A 19831-nucleotide genomic window follows, 5' to 3' on the forward strand; every position below is an offset into this window, starting at 1 on the left:
TCATCGCGTCGTGAACACCAGCCCGGCGTACCCACGGGCGGCAACATCGTCGCAGTGGGTGCGGTAGGTGCCGAAACCGCCTGTGTAGGGCATGAATACGCGCTTCTTTCCGTCGATGTTGGCGCCGAGGTACCACGACGACCGAGCGAGCGGGAACAGTGTCGACCCGGCCGCATCGGCGACGTGCTCGGTCCAGGCGATCGCCGCATCGCGGCGTGGTTCGACCTCACTGACACCATCTGCCAGTGCCTGCGCAATCAGCGCCAGCACCCAGTCAACCTGCACCTCGGCGTGCAGCACCATATTGGCCAGCACCGAGGGACTGCCCGGACCACTGATGGTGAACAGGTTCGGTAGCCGCGGCGTCATCAGCCCCAGGAAGGTGACCGGCCCGTCGGACCACAGCTCGGTGAGTCGGTCACCACCGGGGCCGACCGGGTCGATACGGGTGAGCGCACCGGTCATCGCATCGAAGCCGGTGGCGAAGATCAGGATGTCGCAGGGGTAGGTCGCTGCACCAGTGCGCACTCCGTCGGCGACGACGGCCTCGATGGGTTCCCGGCGCAGATTCACCAGGTGCACCTCTGGTGAGTTGAAACTCGCATAGTAGCCGGAGTCGGTGCAGATCCGTTTGGTCCCGATGGGATGGTCTGTCGGGATAAGATCGTGTGCCACAACCGGATCGGTGACCACCTCGCGGATGCGGTCATCGGCAAACGCCCTGGCGATATCGTTGGCGGCCAGGTCGCTGAGCTGGTCGGCGAACGTCTTACTGAACAGCACCCCACCTTCGCGCCAGCGTCGCCACAACGCCTGCTCACGCGTCTGCGGATCGGTATCACCAGCCCGCGCAACGGGGGCGGCGTGCGGAGTGCCTGCCGGGGCGTAGGCGGACTTTCTCCGCCGCTCGGGATACTCGGCGCGGATGCGTTCCATATCGGCGGCCGACCATGGCCGGTTGGGCATCGGCACGGTGTAATTCGGTGACCGTTGGAACACCACCAGCGATGCGGCCTTGGCGGCGATCACCGGGACGGCCTGGATACCGGAGGAACCGGTGCCGATCAGCCCGACGCGCCGACCGCTGAAATCGGGATCCTGCTGCGGCCAATCCGCGGTGTAGAGCACATCACCGTCGAACTCTGCCAGTCCCGGTAGGTCGGGCCGGTTCACCGCCGACAGGCATCCCGTGGCGCACAACAGGAATCGACTCCGGTGCTGTTGCCCGCCCGATGTGTGGATCACCCAATGGCTCTGCGCGGAGTCGAACGTCGCGTCGGATACTTCGGTACTGAAACGGTAATGCCGCCGCAGGTCGAACCGGTCGGCGACGTGCTCGAGATAGGCCAGGATCTCCGGTTGCCCGGCGAAGCGCTCCGTCCAGGTCCACGACTGCTGCAGGTCGTCGTCGAATGAGTAGGAATAGTCGATGCTCTCGACATCGCAGCGGGCGCCTGGATAGCGGTTCCAGTACCAGGTCCCGCCGACCCCTGGCGCGGCTTCCACCCCCAAGACAGTCAAACCCGTTGCGGTGGCGCGGTGTACCGCATAGAGACCGGCAAAGCCGGCGCCGATCACGATGACGTCGTAATCGGTGCTCACGCCGCCGGCTCCCGGACCGGTGCCAACAGCTCGCGGATATCTGCCCAGATCAACTCGCGGGCACTGGCCGCAGGGGCGAATGACATCATGGTGAGGAACCCATGGAACAGCCCAGGGAAATCGCGGTGCACGACCGGGACACCTGAGTCGCGCAGCAGGCGGGCATAGGCAACGCCCTCACTGTGAAGTGGATCCAGGCCGGCAGTGAGGATCAGTGCCGGTGCCAAGCCGGCGTGGGAATCAGCGGAGGCCGGCGCCACCAGCCACGCCGGGTCGGTCAGCAGGTCACCGTCGAGGTACTGGCGCCAATACCACTGCATCGCAGCGCGCGTGGTCACCTGCCCCACCCCGTTGGCGTGCTGGCTCGGCGTGTCACACGACGGATCGAGCGCCGGGTAGAGCAGGACCTGCGCCACGGGTGCGGGCGCGTCCCGCTCACGGCACCACAGTGCGGTGACGGCGGCGAGATTCCCGCCCGCACTGTCCCCGGCCACGGCGACGCGGGTGGGGTCGATCGCGAGATCCTCAGCGTGCGCCACCACCCATTGGAACGCTGCGATGGTGTCCTGCACCGCCGCTGGCGCCCGGTGCTCGGGTGCCAGCCGATAGGCGACCGATACCACGACGCTTCGGGTGTATCTGGACATCGCCCGACAGAAGCTGTCATGACTGTCCAGGTCGCACAGCACGAATCCGCCACCATGGCAGAACACAACGGCGGGCAGCGGTCCCGCCCCCGCCCCGTGTGGCCGGTAGATCCGGACGGCAATCGGCCTGGCACCACCGGGTACGACGGTGTCCGTGGTGCTGTCGACATCGTCGAGATTGGCGACCGGCACCCGGCGCGCCGCGACGGCAGCCCGCGCTTGGGCGCCGGTCATCGTCTCGACGGCGGGAAACCCGGCGTCGAGCAGGCTCAGCATCGCCGCCACCCCGTCGTCCACGATTTTCCCTCCGAACCGAACTAGTCCTAAAAGATATAGTGTCTTCGATGACCAGGAAGCCGGTTTCGCGACTTCCGCTTACCCCGGGCCGCGGCCCCCGTCATCTAGGGTGGCGCCATGGCAGACGAGAGCGCCGAACCGTATCCCCAGCTGCGGGCCACGAGTTGGGCTGTCCTCGGCATCCTCGCGTTCGGCGAGGAACTGTCCGGATATGACGTGAAGAAGTGGGCCGACTGGAGCCTTCGGTTCTTCTACTGGGCACCGTCCTACAGCCAGATCTACGGCGAGCTGCGCAAACTCGAAGAGCTCGGCCTGGTGTCGTCGCACATCGTCGATAAGAATGACGTCCGGGGCAAACGTCTGTACCGCATTTCCCCCGAGGGCGAGCAGGCGGTCAGCGCGTGGGCGGATGGGGCACCTGCAGAGCCCGCCGTTCTCAAACACGGTGTGATGCTGCGGATGTGGTTGGGGCATATGGCCGACCCGGCGAAGTTGCGTGACGTGCTGGTGGCCCACCGCGAGCAGTCCGAGCGGATGCGGGTCAGGGCGGTCGCCGACGTCGAAGGTGCCAAGCGCAACCCCAACTGGGTGTATCCCGAGGCGGTGCTGCGGTGGTCGGCGCAGTATTACGCCGACGAATGTGCGCGCGCAGACGCGATGCTGATCGAACTGGACGAGCTGGCCAAGAAACGCTAGGCAGGTCGGTACCGCAGCAGTGTCACACCGGAATCGGCGATATCACAGAACACCGGGGCCAGTCGCATCCCGATCTTGATATCGGCGGGGTCGATGTCGACGAGCTCGGTGCTGAACCGGGGGCCGACGTCCCACTGCACCACCGCGGGCAACTGAGGTAGCGCATCAGCCCATGGCGGGCCCGTCGGACGTCGCGCCACAGTGAAGGTGTATAGCGTTGCGGCACCATCGATCTCGCGCCATTCCAGGTCATCGGCCAGGGTACCCGGCGCCAGGGTGCGCGGGTAGAACACATAGCGGTCGAGGGATGGCGAAAACTGCACCAGGATGCGATGTTCGGTCAGCGCATCCCAGAATGGGCGCGATACCGGGGTTGGTTCGGGAACCGGCATGGATTCGGCCATCAGTCACCTCCCAGCAGCAACGCCACCTGCTCGCTCATGATGCCGCCCGTCCCGCTGACGAATGCGGTGTTGCAGTTCGCGACCTGCGTCGCGTCCGCCCGGCCCATCACCTGCCGGGCGGCGTCGACGACATGATGCATCCCGCCCGCCATCCCGGCTTGCCCGAATGACAGCTGCCCGCCTGCGGTGTTGAGCGGGAAGTCGCCGCGGAAGGTCAGATCATGCTCCTTCACCCACCCCATACCCTGGCCTTTCCCGCAGAAGCCGGCGTCCTCCAAGGTCATCAGCACTGTCACGGTGTAACAGTCATACAGCGAGGCGACGTCGACGTCGGAACGGGACAACCCGGCCATCGCGAACGCTCGGTCGGCCGCACGGGCGATGGGTGTCGTCATCAGATCGGTGGCATACGTGGGTGTCTTGAAGGTGATGTGTTCGCCAAATCCCTTGACCCACACCGGCCGGTGCCGCGACCTGCGGGCCAGCTCGGCGTTGGCGACCAGCACCCCAGCGCCGCCCTGCACCCGCATCACCGTCTCCAGCATGCGGATCGGGTCGGCGATCATCGCGCTGCCGAGCACATCGTCGACGGTGATCGGGCTGCCGTGGAACACCGCTCCGGGATGCGCGCAGGCATTGGTGCGCTGGTCGACTGCGATCTTGGCGGTCGCCGACGGGTCGTACCCGAACTGTGCACCGTAGCGTTGGGCAATCTGGGCGTACGGCGCGTTCTGTCCGACGTTGCCGTAGGGAATTTCGTGTTCAGCCTGCGGTGATCCGTAGTTGTTGCTCGACGCACCATGCCAACTCGGTGCCGGAGGCGGGCGACGCTGCGAACGAGGCAGCATCATCGAGCCGGGAACGATCACCAGCACCGCCTGACAGAGGCCCAGTTCCACCGCCACCGCGGCCCGCCACACCATCCCCGCCGAGGTGGCCCCGCCGAGGTCGACGCGCTCGCCGAAATCCAGTGGAATACCGAGGTATTCAGACAGGGTTGCCGGGGCGAACATATCGGATTCGGCAAGGCCGTGGCACACCAACCCATTCACCGCCGAGGCAGCCAGCCCAGCATCGTCGGTCACCATCTTCGCCAGCAGCGCGTACTGGTCGAGGGTGAACAGTTCGGGCCTGGTCTGTTTGCGCTGCGCGGGCAGTTCGGCGATGCCGACGATGGCCGCCTCACCGGCGAGGCGCATCACGAATCACCCCGCCGCGGTAGCGAAACGGTCGCAGTACCCGGCATGAGAACGGTGTCGTCGCGGCGCCCGGTGATCTCCAGGTCGACCAGAGCACTGCCGTCATCACCGGTCCGCACGCCGGTGACCACTCCGCCGAAGCTCAGCGTCTGACCGGGATACGCGACCGCACGGTTCTGCACCGAATACGACAGCAGCTTGCCGCGTCCGCCGATCCAGTCGGTGAGTGCGCGGGCCAGGAGGGCAGCCTGCAGCGGGCCCTGTACCAAGACGTCGTCATAGCCTTCGACATCGCGGGCCCACTGCTTGTCATAGTGGATCCGGTGACCGTTGTAGGTGGCGGCGCTGAAGAAGAACATCTGGGTTTCGTCGACCGTCACTGTGAGCAGGGTGATCTGATCGCCTGGTCGTACGTCCTCGGCGTAGCGCTGGGGCGCTGTCACGGTCGGGCGATCATCGACGTCGAGGCCTGCGCCAACAGCTCGTCGTTCTGGTTACGGTAGGTGGTGTTCCAGGTCACCAGCACGAATCGTCCAGACCTGCCTTGCTTTTCGACGACCGACTCGATGGTGCGCACCATCTCGATGTCGTCGTGGTGATAGGCAGGTAGGTGAAATATCGTGCTCTCCCCGCCTGCCATCCGCCGCGGCGCGCGCGGGAACGCCAGGCTCCCCGACGCCGCACCGGAGGATCCGTCGGGCCGCAGATCATCCAGCGGGGTGACGCCCAGCACCGCGTACTGCAGGTACAGCGGTGGGCAGATGATGTCGCGATAGCCGTTGGCGCGTGCGTAGTCGGGGTCGAACCACAACGGGTTGCGGTCGCCCACGGACAATGCCCAGCGCTGCCAGTCGCGCCGGTTCGCCTCGCCCGTCGCGCGCGCCGCCACGGAGCCCACTCTGGCCGCCGACTCGGCGTCGATCAAACTGTCCCCTGCCAATGCAGTCCCCTTCACCAGCCGATTTCGTCCTGCAGCCACCCCGCGGCGATATCGGTACCGCCGCCCAAGGTGGACAGCACGCGGGCCCGTTCCGACCACAGATGCAGATCGGTCTCCACCACATAGCCCATCCCGCCATGCAATTGATGGGCGTCGAGAGTGATCAGCTTCGCTGCCGACGCCGACTTCATCCTGGCCACCGCCGTTTCCCGGGTGGCGATGCGGCCCTTGGCAATCCAGAAGACGGCCGAGCGGGCGGCCAGTCGGGCCGCGGCCAGCGCGATATGCATATCGGCCACCAGATGCTGAGCGGCCTGGAACGACGCTATCGGCCTGCCGAATTGGTGGCGCATCGTGGTGTAGTCGACGGTGGCGGCCAGGACGGCTTCACCCACCCCGACCAGGTCCAGCGACAGCAGCGCAACGGCGGCGTTGGCCACCCTGCGCAGATCCGCTACCCGCAGGCCCGTCCCGTCGGGACCGTCCAGAATCGTGTCCCCGTCGGCGGCGACCACGTTGTCGAATCGAATGCACTGGGCGTGATGGCCACCCATCAGATCAAGCGGCTCTCTGGTGACGCCGGGCGCGTCGAGGTCGACGACGAACCCGAACGTCCGCTGCGATTCGTCGGCAGCTGTCACGACAATGACATCGGCGAGGTCGGCATCACTGACGAAATCGACTGTGCCAGAAAGCATCCACCCTCTCTCGGGGTGGGGCCGCGCGGTCAACGTCGGGTGGATCGACGCGGCATCGCGGGCGTTCCACAGCCCGGTGCAACCGCGAATCGCACCACTGGCCAGCCCGGGGAGCCACCGCCGCCAGGCACCGGTCGCGCCGAGCGTGTCGATGGCGAAACCCGCAAGTATCGATCCGTACACCATCGTTGGACACAGCGCACGTCCTGCCTCCAGGCAGAACGTCCCCGCATCGGTCAGTCCACCCCCGGATCCGCCGTATTCGGTGGGCAGGGCGATACCGAGCACGCCGGCGTCGGCAAGCGCTTGCCACAATGCCGGCGACATCCGCAGTGCCGCAGCATCTTTGCCGGCACGAGCCAGGTTCGTCGGGCACTCGGCAGCCAGCAGTCCGCGCAGCATCGAGGCCAGCGCGCGGTCATCCTGATCGATCAGCAGCTTCATGGTCACCGACCGTAGGACGGCATGCCGTGGCCACGTTGGGCGATGACATCGCGCAGCACTTCGTTGGTGCCGCCCCCGAAACGCATCAACGGCGATGTGCGATAGAGCCTTTCGAATTTGCCGTCCAGCGGAGCATGCGGTGCTCGGTGCGCCAGCAAGCCGTCCGTGCCGAGCATATCCAATGCCAGGTCTGCGATCCGCTGACGGAGTTCGCTGGTGAAGATCTTTTCGACGCTGACCTCGATGCTGGGTATCGTGCCGCTGTCCAGCAGTGACGATGCTTCGTAGCCCATCAGCGTTGCCACCTCGACATCGGCTTCCGCCGCGGCGATTCGGCGACGGAAATCCGGATTCATGGCCGGGATGGTCCCGTCGCGAAGGGGGGCGCGGACCACGGCCAACAGGTCGTCGAGGGCTCGGCGCATATCCCCCGCGTTGGTCAGTGCCCCGCGTTCCAGGTCCAGGGCGCCGGTGATGTAGGTCCAGCCGCGGTTGACCTCGCCGATCAGGTTGGTCGCCGGCACCCGGACGTCGCGGAAGAACACCTCGTTGGTCCGGTATCCGGACCAGGCGATCAGCGGGCGGATCTCGATACCCGGCAGATCGATCGGCACGATGATCACCGAGATTCCGCGGTGCCGAGGGGCGTCGGGATCGGTGCGGACACAAAGCCATTCGTGAGTGGACCGCTGGGCACCGCTGTTCCAGATCTTCGAGCCCGTGATCACCCAGTCATCGCCGTCGCGGACCGCCCTGGTGCGCAGCGACGCCAGATCAGTACCCGCCTCGGGCTCGGAGTAGCCGACGGCGCAGATCATCTCCCCCCGCGCGATCGGCGGAAGGAATTCGGTCTTGTTGGTCTCGGTGCCGTGCCGCATGATCATCGGCGCCACGGAGGTAACGGTGAGATCCGGTCCAGGCACACCACGGTATTCGAACTCACGCATCAGCAGATGCTGGTGCACGGCGCTCAGGCCGAGCCCGCCGTACTCCGTGGGCCAGTTCAGGCCGAACCAGCCCTTGGCACCGATCTTGCGCCGAAATGCCCCGACCTCCCCGCCGAGGTATTCCAGGTCGTGGGCGGCAAGTTCGGATTTGAGCTCAGCAGTGACGTTCTCGTCGAGGAATTGCCGCACCTCCGTTAGCCAGGCCTGCTGTTCGGCGTCCAGCTCGAAGTCCACAGTTCGGTACCTTAACCGGATCTCGGTGATTCTTTCAGGAGTATTCCGAAAAGGAATACCTATCCTCGTTGTCACACCTACGCGGGCTGTCTCGTCCAATGGTTATGACTACACAACACCCTCGTCTGGAGCCCCTGCCGCCTGCGGAGGCACCGCTGGTGGCGCGCCTGATGTATCGCTACGCCAAACGCCGGTTCGGGGAAGTGCCCGTCCCGTTCGCGGTCGGCGCTCACCACGTGGCGCTCCTGATCGCCAACGCCGTGCACGAGACGTTGCTGGAACGGGGATCGACGAAGCTGCCCGCGAATATTCGCGAACTCGCCGTCTACTGGACCGCCCGCACTGTCGGGTGCTCGTGGTGCGTCGATTTCGGCGCCATGCTGATCCGGCTCGACGGCCTCGACGTCGACCGGCTCAGACAGATCGACGACTACCAGACCTCACCGCTGTTCACCGAGGACGAGCGCGCCGCCATCCGCTATGCGGACGCGGTGACCACCGATCCCCATCAGGTGACCGACGAGCAGGTGGCCGATCTTCGCCGCCGCTTCGGCGACGCCGGCGTGATGGAGCTGACCTATCAGATCGGGATCGAGAACATGCGGGCCAGGATGAACACCGCACTTGGCATCACCGAGCAGGGGTTCAGTTCTGGTGATGCATGTCGGGTTCCGTGGGGGCCGGACGCAAAGGCGAAGCCGTGAACTTATCGGGATTCGCGATATCCCATACGGCGCAGACCTTTCCATCACGAACGGTTATCGCCACGATATGCGGCAGCATTTCCGGATGCTCGTCACCACCCGGTGCGCCGGCCGTATATACGCCGAGCTCCCCGTTGATCAGCGCGAGCTGATTCGACGAGAAGAAGGCAGGCCCGTAACGGTCGGCCAGCCCGAACAGGAACCTGGCCACCTTGTCGGCCCCGTGGATGACCCGCGCGGCAGTCGGTGCCCTGCGGTTCGAATCGCCGGTGAAGGTCACCTCCGGATGAAGAAGTTCCACCACGGCCGCCACATCACCGGCCGCCATGGCCGCCATCAGCTGCCCGACTACCTCGTCATGGGAATGATTGCCCGCCTCATCGCGCTCGCCGGGCTGCGCGTCGGCCACGGCACGGCGGGCCCGCGACGCGAGTTGGCGCGCCGCCGATACCGACGTCCCCAGCACGTCGGCGATTTCGGCGAACGGGACCGCGAAACCGTCATGCAGGACGAAGGCCACCCGCTGATCGGGAGTCAGCCGCTCCAGCACCACCATCGCGGCAAACCGGGCGTCCTCGTGCGCGACGACAGCGGCCAGCGGATCCGCCCCGGCAAAGCTCGTGACCACTGGTTCTGGCAACCACTGCCCGTAGTACGCCTCGCGGCGATGCACTGCCGAGCGCAATCGGTCCAGTCCTATCCGACTGACCACGGTCGTCAGCCAGGCGCGTAGATCCGCGATCGTGCTGCGATCGACATCCGCTGTGGCCCAACGTAACCACGCGTCCTGCACAGCATCCTCGGCGTCTGCGTAGGTACCGGTGAGACGGTAGGCCACGGCCAGCAGGTGGGGACGCAGCGCCTCGAATTCTTCGGCCCGCCGCGCGGTGGTCACCTCACGGAGCCTACTTCCCACCGATGACCACCGGCAAATGGCATTTTGGCAACGAAATTCGTTGCTGAGAGGTCCCTGTCAACACTGATTCCGTTGATAGTGCGCGAAATCACCACGGAAACCGTATTCTGCCAACGCTGCGTCCAGGTGCGAAGGAGAGTCCGATGACCACAGGTGAGACCACTATCGATCCGGGTAGTGCGGGGGGTGGTGGATCGGTCGACAGTAAGGGCTTGCGTGGCGGCTCGCTGGGCCTGCTGTCCAGCGTGGTCGTCGGCATGGCATCCACGGCGCCGGCCTACAGCCTGGCGGCTGTTCTCGGGCTGATCGTGGCCAGTGGCGCCGGCGTCAAGGCGGCATCGATCGTGCTGCTCGCGTTCGTCCCGATCTACCTCATCGCGGTCGCGTATCAGGAACTCAACAAAGCCGAACCCGACTGCGGCACCACCTTCACCTGGGCATCGCGTGCCTTCGGGCCGCTGGTGGGCTGGATGGGCGGCTGGGGCATCATCGCCGCCGACGTCATCGTGATGGCCAACCTGGCCCAGATCGCGGGCTCCTACTCCTTCACGTTCGTCGGTGACCTTGGCTGGGATTCCGCGGCCGACCTGGCCAGCAGCACCCTGTGGTCGACGGTCGCCGGTGTCATCTGGATCGTTGTGATGACCTACATCTGCTACCGCGGTATCGAGGTATCGGCCCGACTGCAGTACTTCCTGCTCGGCTTCGAGGTCATCATCCTGGTGGTCATCTCGATCTACGCACTGGTCAAGGTCTATACCAACAACGCACTGCCGGGGGAATCAATTCACCCGTCGCTGTCCTGGTTCTGGCCGGCCGGCCTGGACTTCGGCACCGTCATCGCACCGGCCATCCTGATCGCCATCTTCATCTACTGGGGCTGGGATACCGCCGTGGCGTGCAACGAGGAATCCGATGATCCCGGCACCACCCCCGGTAAGGCCGCTGTGCTGTCGACCTTCCTGCTGCTTGGTACCTACGCCATCGTGACCGTGGCGGTCGTTGCCTTCGCCGGCGTCGGTGAAGCCGGTGCGGGCCTTGGCAATCCAGACAACTCGGCCGACGTGTTCGCCGCCATCGGACCCGCACTGTTCGGCGATAGCATTATCGGACACATCGGCCTGCTCGCGCTCTCGGCCACCATCTTGACCTCGGCCTCGGCGTCGACCCAGACGACGATCCTGCCGACCGCGCGCACCACGCTGTCGATGGGTGTGTACAAGGCGTTGCCGGCGTCATTCGCCAACATCCACCGCAAGTACCTGACCCCGACCACCTCGACGGTCGTGATGGGTGCGGTGTCGATCTTCTTCTACGTACTGTTCACGCTGATCAGCAGCAGCCTGCTCCTGGCGTTGATCGGCTCGGTCGGTCTGATGATCGCCTTCTATTACGGCCTGACCGGCTTCGCGTGCGCCTGGTACTACCGCAAGACGTTCACCTCCTCGGCCCGCAACTTTGTGATGCGGTTCGCGGTGCCGCTGCTCGGTGGGATCATGTTGACCGTCGTCTTCATCTACGGACTGATCCAGTACGCCAAGGTCGACAACCTCGTGGACGACGCAGGCAACAACGTGACGATCTTCGGCTTCGGCGCGGTGGCTGTGGTGGGGATTGGCGCGCTGGTGCTCGGCGTCATCCTGATGTTCATCTACTGGGCAATGGAACCCGGCTTCTTCCAAGGCAAGACCCTGCCGCGGCGAGCGGACCTGCTGCTGGAACCGGCAACCGGCTCCGTCGCGCATTTCGGTCTGCCTGATTCCGGTCAGATGCCCACCGTCATCGCACCCAATCTGTCGAACCTGCCCGCGGGCGAGACTGCCGTCGATCCGCAGACCGGTGAAGAGTTCAGCAAGGACCGCTGACCGGGGTTTACTCGCGTAACCGGACAGAAACTGAATTCTCGCAGGATCTACACAGATTCGACGTAATCGATCCGTATATTCCAGCGCATGGCAATCACGGAACCGTCGGCCCCCGCAGTTGGCGGTAAGGGGCTGCAGGCTGGGGCGCTCGGCCTCGTCGGCAATATCGTCATCGGCCTGGCCGCTGTCGCCCCCGCCTACAGCCTGGCTGCCACCCTCGGTTACGTGGTGCTCAATGTCGGCGAGAAGGCACCGGCGATGTTCGTGCTGGCGTTCATCCCGATGCTGCTCGTCGCGTTCGCATACAAGGAGCTGTCGCAGGACACCCCGGACTGCGGCACCACATTTACGTGGGGCACAAAGGCGTTCGGGCCGTGGATCGGCTGGATCGGCGGGTGGGGCCTGGCGGTATCGGCCATCATCGTGCTGGCCAACGTCGCCGAAGTAGCGGCGATCTACCTGTTCAAATTCCTCGGCCAGGATGAACTCGCCGAATCGTTGCCTGCCAAGGTGTTGCTCGGTTCGTTCTTCATCATCTCGATGACGGCCGTCAGCGCGCGTGGTGTTGTCGTTTCCGAACGCGTCCAGAACGTGCTGATCGCCATCCAGTTCGGCGTGCTGATCCTGGTCAGTATCTGGGCGCTGATCCGGGTCTTCACCGGCACCGCCGGCGCCCAAGCGATCACCCCGCAGCTGTCCTGGCTGTGGCCGTCGGGTCTGGACATGTCGTCGATCGCCGCAGCGATCATCCTCTGCATTTTCATCTACTGGGGCTGGGACGCCTGCCTGGCCGTCGGCGAGGAAACCAAGAACCCGGGCAAAACCCCGGGTATCGCAGCCGTCATCACCACGCTGATTCTGGTGTGCACCTACGTGCTGGTCGCCTACGCGATCGAGTCCTTCGCCGGGTTCGGGGACGTCGGCATCGGGTTGAACAACCCGATGAACACCGATGACGTGCTGACGGTGCTCGGCAAACCGGTCGCGGGCAGTCTGGTGGCTTCGCTGCTGCTGTTGACCGTGTCGGTATCGGCACTGTCATCCACCCAGACGACGATTCTGCCGACCGCTCGCGGGACGCTGTCGATGGCTGTCTACGAGGCCATCCCCAAACGCTTCGCCAGCGTGCACCCGAAGTACATGACCCCCGCATTCGGCACCATGGTGATGGGCTTCTCCGCGCTGGGCTTCTACCTCTTGCTGACCTTCCTGTCCGAGAACGCCCTGGCCGATTCGGTGGCCTCGCTTGGGCTCGCGGTGGCCTTCTACTACGGCGTCACCGCGTACGCCTGTGTGTGGTACTTCCGGCGCACCCTGTTCCAGTCGGTGCGAAACCTGTTCTTCCGCGGCATCTTCCCGCTACTGGGCGCCCTGGCCATGACGTGGGCGTTCATCCAGAGCTCGATCGACATGATCAAACCCGACTACGGCTACACCGCCTTCGGATCGATCGGCGGAGTGTTCGTCTTGGGCGTCGGCATGCTGGTGCTGGGCATCCCGCTGATGCTGGCCTGTTTCGCCTTCGGCACCAAACGGTTCTTCCGTGGCGAAACCCTCAATGCCTCAACCGAAGTCAAAGTTCCCGACACGTTCTAAGGATCAGCAATGCATCTGACTGTTGGGTACCTGGCTACTCCCACGGGCGACGACGGCGTGGCGCTGGCCGCCGCGCTGGCCAAAACCTTCAGCGCCGACGTCGACATCGTCCTGGTGGTGCGCGCCGAGATGCCGGACGGCCATCCCGGCCGCGCCGAATATCAGCAGTATCTGGCCGACCGCGGCGAGGAGTGGATCGCCAAACCAACAGCCCGACTGTCGGCCGCGGGGCTGTCGGTCACGTCCAATGTGTTGGTCGGTGAGTCCTACGCCGAATCGCTGATCGCCTTCGCCGAGAGCAAGTCCTCGGACCTGATCGTCATCGGTGGGGCGCGCGACGGTTTCTTCGGCGGCCACGTCATCGGACCGATCGCCGGTGCGCTGCTGCACTGCTCACCGATCCCGGTGGCACTGGCGCCCCGCGGTTACTCAGAAGATCCGCCCGAGACCATCACCGAAGTGACCGCCGCGGTTCCCGCCAAGGCGGGCGAAGACAACCCATTGCCCTTCGCACTGGTACTGGCCAGCGCCGGTGCCCTGCCGATCCGGCTGGTATCGCTGGTGTCGCTGGAGAACATCGACAGCGATCTGTCCTACGCGGAAGTGCGCGCCAGCCAAATCGCCGCCGCGGAGCAGAATTTGATCGTGGCCGCCCGCTCGGTGCCGGAGTCACCGGATATCCAGTCTCTGGTCGCCGACGGCTCGACACTGGAATCGGCGATGAAAAAACTCAATTGGGGATCCGGTGACCTTCTGCTGGTGGGTTCGAGCCGGTTCGCAGCACCGCGTCGGGTCTTTCTCGGCTCGACAGCGGCGCGCATCCTGGCCGGCACCGACGCACCGGTGATCGTGGTTCCGCGGGGTTAGGCCCGACGTTAGAAGGTGAACCCGAGCCGAGCCGGGACGTCGGTGCCGAACGCGGCGTCCAGCCTCGCCGGAAGTGCAGCGTCGGTCGTCCTGATGCGGTTGGCCGCCGTTAACGATGTCGCCCGGTGCGCGCCGAGGTAGATGGCTCCCAGCACGCCGAGATCCATGGTGAGCTGCGCGGGCGCCGAGGTCGGCACGCACTGTGCGCGGCCGTTGCGAATCTGTAGCGCGAATCGTCCTCCGTCGGAACGGAACCCGTCGTCGATCTGCAGGACGGTATCGAGATCGGCCAGATAGCTGCGGGCCTCAAGGGTGGTCGGGACGTCCATGATCCGCAGCCACAGGCCGTCCTCGGCGGCAGTGGTACGCACCAGCCGGGCGTCGGTCAACAGGTAGGGCAATACGTCGCCGGGATGGCTGGTGGCAACGACCGTCTCGACCAGATCCAGCCCGAGCAGCGCGCGCCACAGAGCGTTGTGCGCCTCGGGTGTGATCGCCTTAAACTCCTCCACCCGAACGGTTTTGGGGTGTCCATGCACCCGGTAGAGCAGGTAGCCATCCGCGTGCAGGAACGCGAACCACGGAGAACCGCCGCCCCGGGAATCGTCCCAGTCGGCGAGAAGGTCGTCCCACAAGGGCAGCGGCCGTTCCAGCCCGCCTGGTGTGAGACGCCGGTAGCGGTCGTAGACCGCGGCGAATTCGTCGCGGTGCTCCCCCGCCATCACCACCCGGACGCCGCCGGGATCTGCTGCGTCGGGGTGGAATCGGGCAAATCGGCGGTCGAGCGTGAACTCGGTTTCGATGGTGGCCGGTCCATATCCGAACCGGCCATAGATACCGCCCTCGCTGGCGGTCAGTGCCGCGATCGGATAGCCGCGCTCGGCGATGTGCTGGTGCAACGAGGTATACATCGACCGCAACAACCCACGACGACGATGGGTCGGCGCCACGCCCACCCAGGTGACCCCGGCGGCGGGGACCACCGCCCCACCGGGCACCGTGAGCTTTAATTCGACGTAGTGCGACATCCCGATCACATCGTCGCCGTCGCAGACCACCACCGAACTGCCGGGGACCATCAGCGAGCGCCAGGCGTCGAGCGTCTCGGGATGCCAGAACGATCCGAAACTGGTCGCGGCCAGCAGCCGAACCCGGGGCCAGTCGGCCTCGGTGACATCGCGTGCGGTCAGCGACATGAGCTAGCGTTTGGTGAAAATTGTTCGGTGCCAACCCTTATCGGCGACACCGGTGATATCGCTCATCACATGCTTGATGGTCAGGTACTCCTCGAAGGAATAGTCGCTCATGTCCTTGCCGAAGCCGGATGCTCCGACACCGCCGTGCGGCATCTCGCTGATGATCGGGATGTGGTCGTTGATCCACACGCAGCCGGCCTGGATCTCGCGTGACGCCCGGCCGGCCCGGTACACATCGCGGGTCCACGCCGAGGCGGCCAGTCCGTATTCGGTGTCATTGGCCTGACGCAGGGCATCGTCATCGTCGGTGAACGACCGCACCGTCAGCACCGGTCCGAAGATCTCGTCGCGGTAGACCTCGGAGTTTTCGTCGACATCGGCGATCAGGGTCGGCCGGTAGAACGATCCGGGCAGATCCGGTACCACGCCGCCGGTGACGATTCGGCCGCCCTGATCGGGCGCCCGACTCACCATGCCCGCGATCTTGTCGCGGTGCGCCATCGAGATCACCGGCCCCAGATCGGTGTCGGGGTCGGTGGGGTCCCCGACGACGATCTTGCTCATCACCTCGGCGACACCGGCGACGAAATCGTCGTACAGCTCGCGGGCCACGATCGCCCTGGTGGCGGCGGTGCAATCCTGACCGGTGTTGATCAGCGACCCGGCCACCGCGCCCTGGATGGCGGCGTCGAGGTCGGCGTCGTTGAACACCACAAACGGCGCCTTACCGCCCAGCTCAAGCTGGGTGCGGTGGCCGTGCACGGCGGCGGCGGCCATCACCTTGCGCCCGACCCCGGTCGACCCCGTGAACGTCACCACATCGACGCCCGCGTGCCCGGCCAGTGCGGTACCGGCATCGGACCCCGCGCCGGTGATCACGTTGAACACCCCGTCGGGCAGCCCGGCCTCGGACGCGAGGCGCGCCAGTGTGAGTGTGGTCAACGGGGTCAGCTCGGCAGGCTTGATCACGACGGTGCATCCGGCGGCCAGCGCCGGGAGCACCTTCCAGACCGCCATCTGCAGGGGGTAGTTCCACGGGGTGATGCTGCCGACGACACCGACGGCCTCACGGCGGATGCTCGACGTGTGATCTGCGGAGTATTCCGCGGTGGCCTTGCCTTCGAGATGTCTTGCCGCACCGGCGAAGAAGGAGATGTTGTCGATGCTGCCCGGCACGTCGAACTCCGTCGCCAACCGGACCGGTTTACCGGTCTGGGCGACCTCCTCGGCGATGAACGCATCGGCGTTCGCGGTGACCAGTTCAGCCAGCTTGGCCAGTACGGTCGAGCGCTCCACCGGGGCGGCGGTTGACCATCCGCGTAGCGCCGCGCGAGCCGAGGCCACCGCGACGTCAACATCGGCTGGGGTCGCCAAGGCCAGCTCGGCGACGGTCGTGCCATCAGCGGGATTCACCACCTGGTGCAACGCCCCTGCGGTCGTGACGGCTGCGCCGTCTATCCAGCTGCCAGCCACCCTCACGGTCGTCTTCGCCATGGCGTAACGGTATCTGACCAACCGATCCTCAGTGAGGGTCGGACGACGCATTCCCGCGATCGAGAGGTCTTTGACCGCGGATACTGTCGTAATGGTTGCTCTTGGCAACTGAATCCGTGCACAATCGTGAGCATGCGCGATTCGGGTGGACCCATCGGCCCGGTGACGCTCCGCGCCGCCAGAGAAGGCGGACCTGGGATGCAGCTCGATGAGCTGTCCAAAGCCATTATCGAGAAACTGCAGCAGGACGGTCGCCGTTCCTATGCCGGTATCGGTAAGGCGGTCGGCCTGTCCGAGGCCGCGGTGCGCCAACGCGTTCAGCGATTGGTCGATGCCGGGGTGATGCAAATCGTGGCAGTGACCGATCCTATGCAGCTCGGTTTCGCCCGCCAGGCGATGATCGGCATCCGCTGCACAGGCGACACCCTCAAGGTCGCCGAGAAGCTGGCCAAAATCGAGGCCGTCGATTACGTGGTGCTGACCGCGGGATCCTTCGACGCCATCGCAGAGGTGGTGTGTGAAGACGACGGCGATCTACTCGACCTACTCAATACCCAGATCCGAGCGGTACCGGGAGTGATATCCACCGAAACTTTGGTTTACCTGAAACTCGTTAAGCAACAATATAATTGGGGTACAAGATGACAATCACTGAATCACGGGTAGCCACCACCAGCGAGCTGTCCGCCAAGGCCGACCGCCACCTGTGGGGCCATTTCGCCCGCCACGGCGCAGGGATCACCCCGGCGATCATCACCCGCGGCGAAGGCGTGCACATCTGGGACAGCGAAGGCAACAAGTTCATCGACGGACTGTCTGGCCTGTTCGTGGTCCAGGTCGGCCACGGCCGAGCCGAACTGGCCGAGGCCGCTGCCAAGCAGGCCGAGACGTTGGCTTTCTTTCCACTGTGGTCGTTCGCGACACCGCCGGCCATCGAACTCGCCGAGCGGATCGCCAGTTATGCACCGGGTGACTTGAACCGGGTGTTCTTCACCACCGGCGGCGGCGAGGCCGTCGAAAGCGCGTGGAAACTGGCCAAGCAGTACTTCAAGCTGACCGGCAAACCGGGCAAGTACAAGGTGATATCGCGGTCCATCGCCTACCACGGCACGCCGCAGGGCGCCCTGGCCATCACCGGCATCCCCGACTTCAAGGCGCCGTTCGATCCGCCAACCCCTGGCGGTTTTCGTGTGCCCAACACCAACTTCTACCGGGCGCCCGAGCAGTTCAGCGCCGACCCCAAGGCGTGGGGACGCTACTGCGCCGACCGCATCGCCGAGGCTATTGAGTTCGAGGGCCCGGACACGGTGTGTGCGGTTTTCCTTGAGCCCGTGCAGAACGCGGGCGGCTGCTTCCCGCCGCCGCCCGGATACTTCGAGCGGGTCCGCGAGATCTGCGACGAGTACGACGTCCTGCTGGTCTCCGACGAGGTGATCTGTGCCTACGGCCGGATCGGTTCGATGTTCGCCTGCAACGACTTCGGCTACGTGCCGGACATCATCACCTGCGCCAAAGGATTGACCTCGGGTTACTCCCCGATCGGGGCGATGGTGGCCAGCGACCGGCTGTTCGAGCCGTTCAACGACGGTAAGACGGTGTTCGGCCACGGCTACACCTTCGGCGGACATCCGGTGTCGTCGGCGGTGGCGTTGGCCAACCTCGACATCTTCGAGCGCGAAGGCATCAACGATCACGTCAAGGAAATGGCGCCGGCATTCAGGGCCACCCTGGAGAAGCTGCTCGACATCCCGATCGTCGGTGACGTGCGCGGTGAAGGTTTCTTCTATGGCATCGAGCTGGTGAAGGACAAGACCACCAAGGAAACCTTCAACGACGACGAGTGCGAGCGGCTGCTGCGCGGCTTCCTCACTCCCGCGCTGTTCGAAGCGGGCCTGTACTGCCGGGCCGACGACCGTGGCGACCCAGTGGTCCAGCTGGCGCCGCCGCTGATCTGCGGGCAGAAGGAATTCGACGCCATCTACGAGATTCTGCGGGGCGTGCTCACGGAGGCGGCCGCACGGCTCTAGCCTGCACAGGTGACGAAGCCTTCGATTGACCCGGTTCGCTGGCGGCCCCCGCCGATCGATCCGTTGCCGGATTACCCGCCGGCCACCCTGACGGTGGTCGGCGTTCCCGGTGACGCGCCTGAGGATGTGGTTGTCGATGCCGACGGCCAGCTCTGGACGGGTCTGGTCGACGGCCGCATCGTCCGCATCGGCGCCGATGGCGTACCTGCGGTGGTGGGTAGAACGAAGGGCCGGCCGCTGGGGTTGGCGGTCGGGCGCGATGGCCGGCTGCTGATCTGCACCAGCCCCGGTGGCCTGGTCGCCATGGACACCAGCACCGGCCAGGTGGACACGTTGGTCGAAGCAATCAACGGCCGGGCTCTGCAGTTTTGCTCGAACGTGGTCGAAACATCCGACGGCACAATCTATTTCACTGAATCAACCAGTGCGTTCACCTACCAGGACTTCTCTGCGGCGATCCTGGAGGCCCGCGGGCGCGGCGGCCTGTTCCGTCGCGAGCCGGATGGAACCGTGTGCGTGGTTCTAGAAGGACTCTATTTCGCCAACGGTGTCACCCTGACGTCGGATGAGTCCGCCCTGATCTTCGCCGAGACGCAGGCGCGACGACTGTCGAAGTACTGGCTGACGGGTCCGCAGGCCGGACAGGTGTCCCCGCTGGTGGACAACCTGCCCGGCTATCCGGACAACCTGTCCACCGGTAGCGACGGCCGCATCTGGTGCGCCATCGTCAGCCCGGCCAACGGGTCTGTCGAGTGGTTGGCCCCGCGCGCGCCCGCGCTGCGCAAACTGGTGTGGCGCCTTCCTGCACGGGTGCAACCCAAGATCACCCCGGAAGTCTGGGCCGTCGCATTCGACCCGGTGACGGGTGCGCCGGTCGCGGGTCTGCACACCACCCATCCCGACTTCGGGCAGACCACCGGGCTCGTCGAACAGGGCGACCGGCTCTGGCTGGCCTGTATCGGTAACCCGGCACTGGCGCACTGCGCGCTGCCGCCGCGTCAGGATTGAGATAGAAACCTCTGCGAAGAAGGTCGGGAGACCGTCGCAGTGGGCTCTGG

Annotated in this window: 19 protein-coding genes; 8 read left to right on the top strand and 11 right to left on the bottom strand. The window is 65.4% G+C overall.

The genetic code is table 11. The annotated features are described in order from the left end of the window. Positions 1-1602 (bottom strand): flavin-containing monooxygenase, encoded by a 1602-nt coding sequence (locus tag ADBZ9O_RS26425; protein ID WP_526526071.1) that lies wholly within the window; start codon positions 1600-1602, stop codon positions 1-3. Then, positions 1599-2525, bottom strand: coding sequence for an alpha/beta hydrolase (locus tag ADBZ9O_RS26430; RefSeq protein ID WP_526533530.1), 927 nt, complete (start codon positions 2523-2525; stop codon positions 1599-1601). Before ADBZ9O_RS26430 ends, ADBZ9O_RS26425 begins: the two co-directional genes overlap by 4 nt. Positions 2526-2663: 138 nt before the next feature. On the opposite strand from ADBZ9O_RS26430, the gene ADBZ9O_RS26435 reads away from it, so the two are divergent. Beyond that, the gene (locus ADBZ9O_RS26435) at positions 2664-3242 is read left to right on the top strand and encodes a PadR family transcriptional regulator (RefSeq protein ID WP_526526073.1); all 579 of its coding nucleotides are present in this window, start codon (positions 2664-2666) and stop codon (positions 3240-3242) included. Here ADBZ9O_RS26435 and ADBZ9O_RS26440 read toward each other — a convergent pair. The 6 genes from ADBZ9O_RS26440 to ADBZ9O_RS26465 are packed head-to-tail and all read right to left on the bottom strand — an operon-like array spanning position 3239 to position 8108. Further along, positions 3239-3646, bottom strand: coding sequence for a Zn-ribbon domain-containing OB-fold protein (locus tag ADBZ9O_RS26440; RefSeq protein ID WP_526526075.1), 408 nt, complete (start codon positions 3644-3646; stop codon positions 3239-3241). The two genes, ADBZ9O_RS26435 and ADBZ9O_RS26440, sit on opposite strands and share 4 nt — an antisense overlap. Continuing rightward, positions 3646-4848: a thiolase family protein gene (locus tag ADBZ9O_RS26445; RefSeq protein WP_526526077.1), complete on the bottom strand. Its 1203-nt coding sequence runs from the start codon at positions 4846-4848 to the stop codon at positions 3646-3648. Before ADBZ9O_RS26445 ends, ADBZ9O_RS26440 begins: the two co-directional genes overlap by 1 nt. Then, positions 4845-5288 (bottom strand): MaoC/PaaZ C-terminal domain-containing protein, encoded by a 444-nt coding sequence (locus ADBZ9O_RS26450; RefSeq protein WP_526526078.1) that lies wholly within the window; start codon positions 5286-5288, stop codon positions 4845-4847. Before ADBZ9O_RS26450 ends, ADBZ9O_RS26445 begins: the two co-directional genes overlap by 4 nt. Continuing rightward, on the bottom strand, positions 5285-5785 hold the full coding sequence (locus ADBZ9O_RS26455) for a MaoC family dehydratase (protein WP_526533532.1): 501 nt from the start codon (positions 5783-5785) through the stop codon (positions 5285-5287). The genes ADBZ9O_RS26450 and ADBZ9O_RS26455 overlap by 4 nt, the downstream gene beginning before the upstream one ends. 11 nt (positions 5786-5796) lie before the next feature. Next, positions 5797-6927 (bottom strand): acyl-CoA dehydrogenase family protein, encoded by a 1131-nt coding sequence (locus ADBZ9O_RS26460; protein ID WP_526526080.1) that lies wholly within the window; start codon positions 6925-6927, stop codon positions 5797-5799. A 2-nt stretch (positions 6928-6929) separates the two neighbouring features. After that, positions 6930-8108 carry an acyl-CoA dehydrogenase family protein gene (locus tag ADBZ9O_RS26465; protein ID WP_526526081.1) on the bottom strand — a complete coding sequence of 393 codons (1179 nt, stop codon included), beginning with the start codon at positions 8106-8108 and terminating at the stop codon, positions 6930-6932. A 104-nt stretch (positions 8109-8212) separates the two neighbouring features. On the opposite strand from ADBZ9O_RS26465, the gene ADBZ9O_RS26470 reads away from it, so the two are divergent. Beyond that, positions 8213-8812: a carboxymuconolactone decarboxylase family protein gene (locus ADBZ9O_RS26470; RefSeq protein ID WP_526526082.1), complete on the top strand. Its 600-nt coding sequence runs from the start codon at positions 8213-8215 to the stop codon at positions 8810-8812. Here ADBZ9O_RS26470 and sigJ read toward each other — a convergent pair. Further along, positions 8754-9707, bottom strand: a complete 954-nt coding sequence (gene sigJ, locus ADBZ9O_RS26475) for an RNA polymerase sigma factor SigJ (RefSeq protein ID WP_526526083.1) — start codon at positions 9705-9707, stop codon at positions 8754-8756. The two genes, ADBZ9O_RS26470 and sigJ, sit on opposite strands and share 59 nt — an antisense overlap. Before the next feature lie 164 nt (positions 9708-9871). On the opposite strand from sigJ, the gene ADBZ9O_RS26480 reads away from it, so the two are divergent. From ADBZ9O_RS26480 to ADBZ9O_RS26490, 3 genes are all read left to right on the top strand, one after another. Then, positions 9872-11593 carry an amino acid permease gene (locus tag ADBZ9O_RS26480; RefSeq protein WP_526526084.1) on the top strand — a complete coding sequence of 574 codons (1722 nt, stop codon included), beginning with the start codon at positions 9872-9874 and terminating at the stop codon, positions 11591-11593. 87 nt (positions 11594-11680) lie between these two features. Beyond that, a complete protein-coding gene (locus tag ADBZ9O_RS26485) occupies positions 11681-13189 on the top strand; it encodes an amino acid permease (RefSeq protein WP_526526085.1) in 1509 nt (502 codons plus the stop codon). Between the two features lie 9 nt (positions 13190-13198). Beyond that, positions 13199-14056, top strand: coding sequence for a universal stress protein (locus tag ADBZ9O_RS26490; RefSeq protein ID WP_526526087.1), 858 nt, complete (start codon positions 13199-13201; stop codon positions 14054-14056). Positions 14057-14064: 8 nt separating this feature from the next. Here the strand turns inward: ADBZ9O_RS26490 and ADBZ9O_RS26495 are convergent, their stop codons facing one another. After that, on the bottom strand, positions 14065-15252 hold the full coding sequence (locus ADBZ9O_RS26495) for an enhanced intracellular survival protein Eis (RefSeq protein WP_526526088.1): 1188 nt from the start codon (positions 15250-15252) through the stop codon (positions 14065-14067). Positions 15253-15255: 3 nt separating this feature from the next. After that, positions 15256-16746 (bottom strand): aminobutyraldehyde dehydrogenase, encoded by a 1491-nt coding sequence (locus ADBZ9O_RS26500; RefSeq protein ID WP_526526090.1) that lies wholly within the window; start codon positions 16744-16746, stop codon positions 15256-15258. 132 nt (positions 16747-16878) lie between these two features. Between ADBZ9O_RS26500 and ADBZ9O_RS26505 the strand changes: the two genes are divergently transcribed. From ADBZ9O_RS26505 to ADBZ9O_RS26515, 3 genes are read left to right on the top strand one after another with little or no spacing between them, the layout of a single operon-like run. Further along, positions 16879-17391 (top strand): Lrp/AsnC family transcriptional regulator, encoded by a 513-nt coding sequence (locus tag ADBZ9O_RS26505; RefSeq protein WP_526526091.1) that lies wholly within the window; start codon positions 16879-16881, stop codon positions 17389-17391. After that, entirely contained in the window at positions 17388-18773 is a 1386-nt protein-coding gene (locus tag ADBZ9O_RS26510) for an aspartate aminotransferase family protein (RefSeq protein WP_526526092.1), read from the top strand. The genes ADBZ9O_RS26505 and ADBZ9O_RS26510 overlap by 4 nt, the downstream gene beginning before the upstream one ends. A gap of 9 nt (positions 18774-18782) precedes the next feature. Then, positions 18783-19781 carry an SMP-30/gluconolactonase/LRE family protein gene (locus ADBZ9O_RS26515; RefSeq protein ID WP_526526094.1) on the top strand — a complete coding sequence of 333 codons (999 nt, stop codon included), beginning with the start codon at positions 18783-18785 and terminating at the stop codon, positions 19779-19781. The last annotated feature ends 50 nt before the right edge of the window (positions 19782-19831 follow it).

Source organism: Mycobacterium sp. (assembly GCF_965229105.1).
In the GTDB taxonomy this organism is placed as follows: domain Bacteria; phylum Actinomycetota; class Actinomycetes; order Mycobacteriales; family Mycobacteriaceae; genus Mycobacterium.

Bases quoted from the DNA above. Each gene is read 5' to 3' on its own strand.
- ADBZ9O_RS26505 (WP_526526091.1), top strand. From the start codon at position 16,879: ATGCGCGATTCGGGTGGACCCATCGGCCCGGTGACGCTCCGCGCCGCC.
- ADBZ9O_RS26510 (WP_526526092.1), top strand. From the start codon at position 17,388: ATGACAATCACTGAATCACGGGTAGCCACCACCAGCGAGCTGTCCGCC.
- ADBZ9O_RS26460 (WP_526526080.1), bottom strand. From the start codon at position 6,927: ATGAAGCTGCTGATCGATCAGGATGACCGCGCGCTGGCCTCGATGCTG.
- ADBZ9O_RS26470 (WP_526526082.1), top strand. From the start codon at position 8,213: ATGACTACACAACACCCTCGTCTGGAGCCCCTGCCGCCTGCGGAGGCA.
- ADBZ9O_RS26430 (WP_526533530.1), bottom strand. From the start codon at position 2,525: ATGCTGAGCCTGCTCGACGCCGGGTTTCCCGCCGTCGAGACGATGACC.
- ADBZ9O_RS26435 (WP_526526073.1), top strand. From the start codon at position 2,664: ATGGCAGACGAGAGCGCCGAACCGTATCCCCAGCTGCGGGCCACGAGT.
- ADBZ9O_RS26500 (WP_526526090.1), bottom strand. From the start codon at position 16,746: ATGGCGAAGACGACCGTGAGGGTGGCTGGCAGCTGGATAGACGGCGCA.
- ADBZ9O_RS26495 (WP_526526088.1), bottom strand. From the start codon at position 15,252: ATGTCGCTGACCGCACGCGATGTCACCGAGGCCGACTGGCCCCGGGTT.
- ADBZ9O_RS26490 (WP_526526087.1), top strand. From the start codon at position 13,199: ATGCATCTGACTGTTGGGTACCTGGCTACTCCCACGGGCGACGACGGC.
- ADBZ9O_RS26485 (WP_526526085.1), top strand. From the start codon at position 11,681: ATGGCAATCACGGAACCGTCGGCCCCCGCAGTTGGCGGTAAGGGGCTG.
- ADBZ9O_RS26440 (WP_526526075.1), bottom strand. From the start codon at position 3,646: ATGGCCGAATCCATGCCGGTTCCCGAACCAACCCCGGTATCGCGCCCA.
- ADBZ9O_RS26480 (WP_526526084.1), top strand. From the start codon at position 9,872: ATGACCACAGGTGAGACCACTATCGATCCGGGTAGTGCGGGGGGTGGT.